We start from the raw sequence: 5,276 nt of genomic DNA, 5'->3' as shown, positions 1-5,276 counted from the left end.
CGAACACGGAAGTTAAGCTCTCTAGCGCCGATGGTAGTTGGGACCTTGTCCCTGTGAGAGTAGGACGTCGCCAAGCAACTAAAAACACAAGTCTTTTGACTTGTGTTTTTTCGTGTTTAATAAAGCGTGAGCTTTTCGTGAAATCGTTATTAATTATAGCTTCATTTTGTTTTTTATATTGATAAGTTCGCAACTATAGGTATGAGATCGCCCTCAGCGATAGCGAGTCTTTTTATTATTTCATTCAATGGCATTATAGTTACCTCTATTGTTTTAATAATAGCTACAGGTTCATTCTGACTATCGCTTAGTTGTTAGTAGTGGTTCATTTTCTAATTCATAAAAAATATGGCCAAAGCATGTTGCTATTTTTATGTCATCATTTATTAACTGTGCGAGATAATTAGGGGAATTAACAAATTGCCAAGCTGTAACAGATGCTGGTTTTTCACCATTTCCACTAGACCTTACTGAAATAAGTTATACTAGAGGTGAAAGAGAGAAAAACCGATACTTCAACTTGAATATCGGTTCAATAATATGTGACATATACGAATCTATAGTAATACGAAGACTGTAAATAAGATAGCCAGCAAAATACGATAATATGCAAAAGGTTTTAAACCTATCTTCTCTAAAAGCTTCAGAAAAGTTACTACTGCTAACATTGCGACTATGAAAGAAGTGATGAATCCTACCGCAAACATAGGGATATCGTCGACACTTAAATACGTCCAGCTTTTTAATAAGTCTAAGCCTGTAGCCCCAACCATTACAGGAAGGGCAATGAGAAAAGAGAATTCAGATGCAGTCTTATAATTTACTTTTGCTAATAGACCTCCAGAGATAGTAGAGCCGGCTCTAGAGAAGCCAGGGTATACCGCTAAGCACTGAAATAATCCGATTGTTAAAGCTTGGCGGTATGTTAAATCGTCCAGTGAATAGGCTGCTGCCTCTTTCTTTTTTACTTCTGCAAAGATCATAAGAATTGCTCCTGCTACAAGTCCAATCACAACAGTGTATGGCTGAAATAAGTAAGTTTTAATAATATCATGTAGTAACAAACCAGCGACTACTGCCGGAAATACACCAAGAAATACATGGAATGCGTTGAATTTTTTCTCTTTGCGTAGAAGTGGCTTAATATTACATAAAGAAACGAGACGTTTATGATATAAAATTGCAATAGCTAAAATTGCGCCTAGCTGAATAACAATTTCGAACGTTTTTGCTCTTTCTCCTTCAAATCCTAATAAATGCCCGACTAATATAAGGTGACCAGTAGAAGAGATAGGTAAAAATTCAGCTAACCCCTCTACTATACCGAGTATGAAGGCAATAATGATATCGCTCATAGTTTCACTCCTGAAAATTAATGAATGTCTACTCTCTTAAAATAGAATAGTGTTGCGATAAATCCGAAAATCGTTGTTGCTGCAATGATCATATAAGAATACTCTGGTGGATATGTGGGTTGTAATTCATTATTTGCGATATCTAAAGTGGCGGTCCAGGGAAATAAATCTTTATGTTTGGAATTTACGAGCATAAGATTAGTCATTGTAATAATGACTGTTAATATAATAGGCGGTACATAGCTCTTCATTATAAGAGTTAATAGAACAATAGGTGAAGACAATAGAAAAAGAAGTCCACCACAGGTTAAAAATTTTAGGAAAGAACCTAAAAGTAAAGCAGTGTTAAAACCAGGGAAGTTCCCCAATAGCCCTAATATTAAAGTAAGCGACCAAGCAACTAAAGTTAGCATCATGATCCAAAGGAAAAGAATGATGAACTTACTTATAATAAAACTAATGCGTGACACGGGGATAGTTAGTAAATTTTTTAATGTGTCTTCTGCATATTCACGGGTAAACAGATAAGCAACTACTACTCCATATAAGGGGAATCCTATAACTAAAGTAGTGTATAAGTTAACTTCAGTGAATAATTGATGGAACCAAATAGTCGGAGTTGGCTGCTTTGTTTTTATATGTATATAAGAAGCTACTACGACTAAGAAAGGCGCGACACCAGCCCCAATAATACTAATTAAAAACATATTAGAGCGTTTTAGTTTTAATAGTTCTGTATAGAGTAGGTTAACCAATTGTTCCACCTCCAACTAGCTTGGTGAAATAATCTTCTAATCTGTCTTCGCTCATCATCATTTTTAATACTTCAATATCATTTAGAACGAACGTTCTATTGATGTATCCTTGTTGCCCGAAATGAGAGTAAATGCGAATATTCCCTTCATCATGTACCTCATAATCGAAAATTTGAAATTGATTTTCTAATAGCATCGTAGCCTTACTGTCATTATTCACCTGAAATTCTATGTATTTACGGTTTGCTTTGCGTAGCGTATCAAGAGAAACTTCTTCTAGTAACTTTCCTTCGTGAATAATTCCGATACGATCAACTAACTGTTCTACCTCGGCTAATATGTGACTAGAAATGAGTATCGTTATATTCCTTTCTTGAGCTAAAGAATGAATAAGTTTTCGCATTTCTTTAATCCCGATGGGGTCTAGTCCGTTAGTTGGTTCATCTAATATGAGTAGTTCGGGATAATGGAGAAGGGCGCGTGCAATTCCTAAACGCTGCTTCATCCCTAAAGAATACTTTCCTACTAACTTTTTTGTTTCATGTTGCAAACCTACTATTTCTAACGCTTCTTCAATAGCATTCTTTTTGTGAACCCCAATTATCTTTGCGTTAATTAATAAGTTTTCTTTTGCAGTTAAGTTTTCATAAAAACCTGGAACTTCAACGATAGAACCAATTCTGCTTAAAATATCTTTTTGATTTTGAAACAAGTCCTCTCCGAATATTTCGATATTTCCACTTGTAGGCTTTATAAGACTGAGTAGCATACGAATGGTTGTTGTTTTACCAGCACCGTTACGTCCTATGAATCCATAAATTTCTCCCTGTTGAACGTTAATATTTAGATTATCTACGGATTTTTGATTGCCATATACTTTAGTAAGATTAGTTGTTTTTATAATTGTATTTATAGGAGACACCTACTTTCTATAAGTTCTTACTTACATGATAAGAAGGAAGGCTTAACTGCATATTAATCATTTCTTAACTATTTCTTAAAAGTATTGTGTTTTGGAATGGAAAAGCCAAAAGTGGTTCGTTCCCATGGATTACTTTCAACCCATATATGCCCGCCATTCTTTTCAACGAGCGCTTTAGAAATAGAAAGTCCGAGACCGCTACCACCAAAAGAGGAGTTTCTTGATTGTTCGCTTCGATACATTCGCTCAAATATGTTTTGCAAATCATGTTTTGGAATACCAGGGCCTTTGTCCCAAATAAGAAGTTCATATTCTGTATCGGTTTCTAATAGTTCGACTCCTACTGTTTTCCCATCCTTTCCGTAATAAATGGCATTTTTCATTAAATTACCTATAATTCGTATAAGGCTAAGTTGATCTGCTATGATAGGAAAAGTAGATTCTGGTATGAGAACTTGTAGTTCAATATTATGTTTTGAGAGCTCAGGTAAAAATTCAATCAAAACTTCTCTAGTAACTTCAGAAAAATCGAGTTCTTCTTCTTTTAGTGGAAATTCATTAGCATCTAGCTTCGCCATATTGAATATCTCATCAACTAGGTGCTTTAAGTTATTTGATTTCATATAAAGTATTTTAAGATATTCTTGCTTTTCTATTTCAGAAGCAGCAACCTCATCTTTTAAGGCATCGATATAGCCAATAATGGAGGTAAGTGGTGTTCGTATATCGTGCGAGATACTAGACAGAAGTTTTTTTCTAGATTCCTCAGACCTCTTTGCTTCAATCCGAACCTTTTCTAATTCAGCTATTAGTTCGTTTATTGAAAAAACGATATTATGTAATGAACGATCATTGCTTGTAAATAATCTCGCTTGTAAATTACCTTTTAGTACACGACTTAATTTAGTATCTATTGATTTGCGATGCCGAATGAATTGTATTCTTGAAAAGAAGAGATACATTGTAATTAAGATAAGGGTAATAAATAAAGACATTTTTACCCCTGGGTCCATTTGTATATTTAAAAGTCCGCAAATGATAAGTTGTAATGAAATAAGGAAAAGTGTTTTATCAGTCTTCAAGTTGTTCACCTACAAACTTATAACCAATTCCCCATACAGTTTGAATGAATTTTGGGTTGGAAGGATCGACTTCTATTTTCTTTCTAAGTTTTCGAATATGTACCATAACGGTATTGTCATCTTCTATATAATTATCATCCCATACATTTCGGAAGAGCTGTGTTTTTGTAAATACTTGCCCTGGATTTGAAGTGAAGAATTTTAATAGTTCCAGTTCTTTTCCGGTTAAGTTAATTTCTTCTTTGTTTGTATGAACTGTATATGTATTTAAATCAATCAATAGGCCTTTAAAAGTTAGAATTGTTCTCTCTTGTATATTAGTGTCACTTCCAAGAACTAAAAAACGCCGCATAAGAGCTTTTACACGTGCAATGACTTCATGAATACTGAAAGGCTTTGTAATGTAATCATCAGCACCAATGCTTAAACCTAAAATTTTATCAACTTCATGATCTTTAGCGGTTAGCATTAATATCGGTACGTTCGTTTTATCTCTAAGCTTTCTACATACTTCGATACCATCTACTTTCGGCATCATAAGGTCTAATATAACGAGGTTATAGTTGTTTTGATTAAATAACTGTAAGGCTTCATCGCCATTAATCGCAGTATCTACCATATATAATTCTCGTTCCAAATATATTTTTAATAAATTTCGGATTTCTTTATCATCGTCTGCTATAAGGATACGTATATCTTTCATATCTTCACCTGCTTCTAATAGAGTTCATTGATAGTACAATAACCTCCTAATTATATAATATTATTTGTTAAAATAAGGTTAATAGTTTTGTTGGAGGGAAATGTCCACATAAATTAAATTGAATATGTGTTGCAAGAATGAACTAATGAGCAGCAGAAGGTAGTTTCCGATAATGAATTTTTGCGGGGATGTATCTAGCTAAAAGAGCATAAAAGCATGTAATTAAATATCTTTATAAAAAGGTGTTGACGATTAGAGATTAGAGGTGTAATATAGAACAAGTCGCCGATGACATTAACGTCGAAAGCGACAAACGAAATAAAAAACTTAGTTGACATTGAAAGATAGAAATGTTAACATAAGGAAGTCGCAAATGAGCGACCAAGTAGTTCTTTGAAAACTGAACGAAACAAACAACGTGAAACGTCAATTTTTATTTTAGATGCTAGACAAACTAAC

At 33.9% G+C, this 5,276-nt stretch carries 5 protein-coding genes, 1 rRNA gene and 1 pseudogene; 1 reads left to right on the top strand and 6 read right to left on the bottom strand.

Annotated features, from left to right (window positions below; all coding sequences use genetic code 11):
* A 5S ribosomal RNA gene (gene rrf, locus MR070_RS27345) occupies positions 1-76 on the top strand; the annotation flags it as partial.
* Positions 77-206: 130 nt separating this feature from the next.
* Here the strand turns inward: rrf and MR070_RS26740 are convergent.
* The 6 genes and pseudogenes from MR070_RS26740 to MR070_RS26715 all read right to left on the bottom strand — a co-directional run.
* Positions 207-477: pseudogene (locus tag MR070_RS26740) on the bottom strand (ASCH domain-containing protein); the annotation flags it as partial.
* Positions 478-557: 80 nt separating this feature from the next.
* Positions 558-1,355 (bottom strand): undecaprenyl-diphosphate phosphatase UppP, encoded by a 798-nt coding sequence (gene uppP / locus MR070_RS26735; RefSeq protein ID WP_242262296.1) that lies wholly within the window; start codon positions 1,353-1,355, stop codon positions 558-560.
* A gap of 17 nt (positions 1,356-1,372) precedes the next feature.
* On the bottom strand, positions 1,373-2,110 hold the full coding sequence (locus tag MR070_RS26730; protein ID WP_070805108.1) for an ABC transporter permease: 738 nt from the start codon (positions 2,108-2,110) through the stop codon (positions 1,373-1,375).
* The gene (locus tag MR070_RS26725) at positions 2,103-3,032 is read right to left on the bottom strand and encodes an ABC transporter ATP-binding protein (RefSeq protein ID WP_242262295.1); all 930 of its coding nucleotides are present in this window, start codon (positions 3,030-3,032) and stop codon (positions 2,103-2,105) included. The genes MR070_RS26730 and MR070_RS26725 overlap by 8 nt, the downstream gene beginning before the upstream one ends.
* Positions 3,033-3,100: 68 nt before the next feature.
* Positions 3,101-4,114 (bottom strand): sensor histidine kinase, encoded by a 1,014-nt coding sequence (locus MR070_RS26720; protein WP_242262294.1) that lies wholly within the window; start codon positions 4,112-4,114, stop codon positions 3,101-3,103.
* On the bottom strand, positions 4,104-4,817 hold the full coding sequence (locus MR070_RS26715; protein WP_242262293.1) for a response regulator transcription factor: 714 nt from the start codon (positions 4,815-4,817) through the stop codon (positions 4,104-4,106). Before MR070_RS26715 ends, MR070_RS26720 begins: the two co-directional genes overlap by 11 nt.
* Positions 4,818-5,276: the final 459 nt, after the last annotated feature.

The organism is Bacillus cereus group sp. BfR-BA-01453, assembly GCF_022662915.1.
GTDB classification, from domain to species: domain Bacteria; phylum Bacillota; class Bacilli; order Bacillales; family Bacillaceae_G; genus Bacillus_A; species Bacillus_A paranthracis.
Note: the sequence above shows the minus strand (reverse complement) of the source record. Positions and strands in the feature narration are given on the sequence as shown.

What these genes read in the sequence shown, in the direction of transcription:
- uppP (WP_242262296.1), bottom strand. Translation starts at nt 1,355, where the DNA reads ATGAGCGATATCATTATTGCCTTCATACTCGGTATAGTAGAGGGGTTA.
- MR070_RS26715 (WP_242262293.1), bottom strand. Translation starts at nt 4,817, where the DNA reads ATGAAAGATATACGTATCCTTATAGCAGACGATGATAAAGAAATCCGA.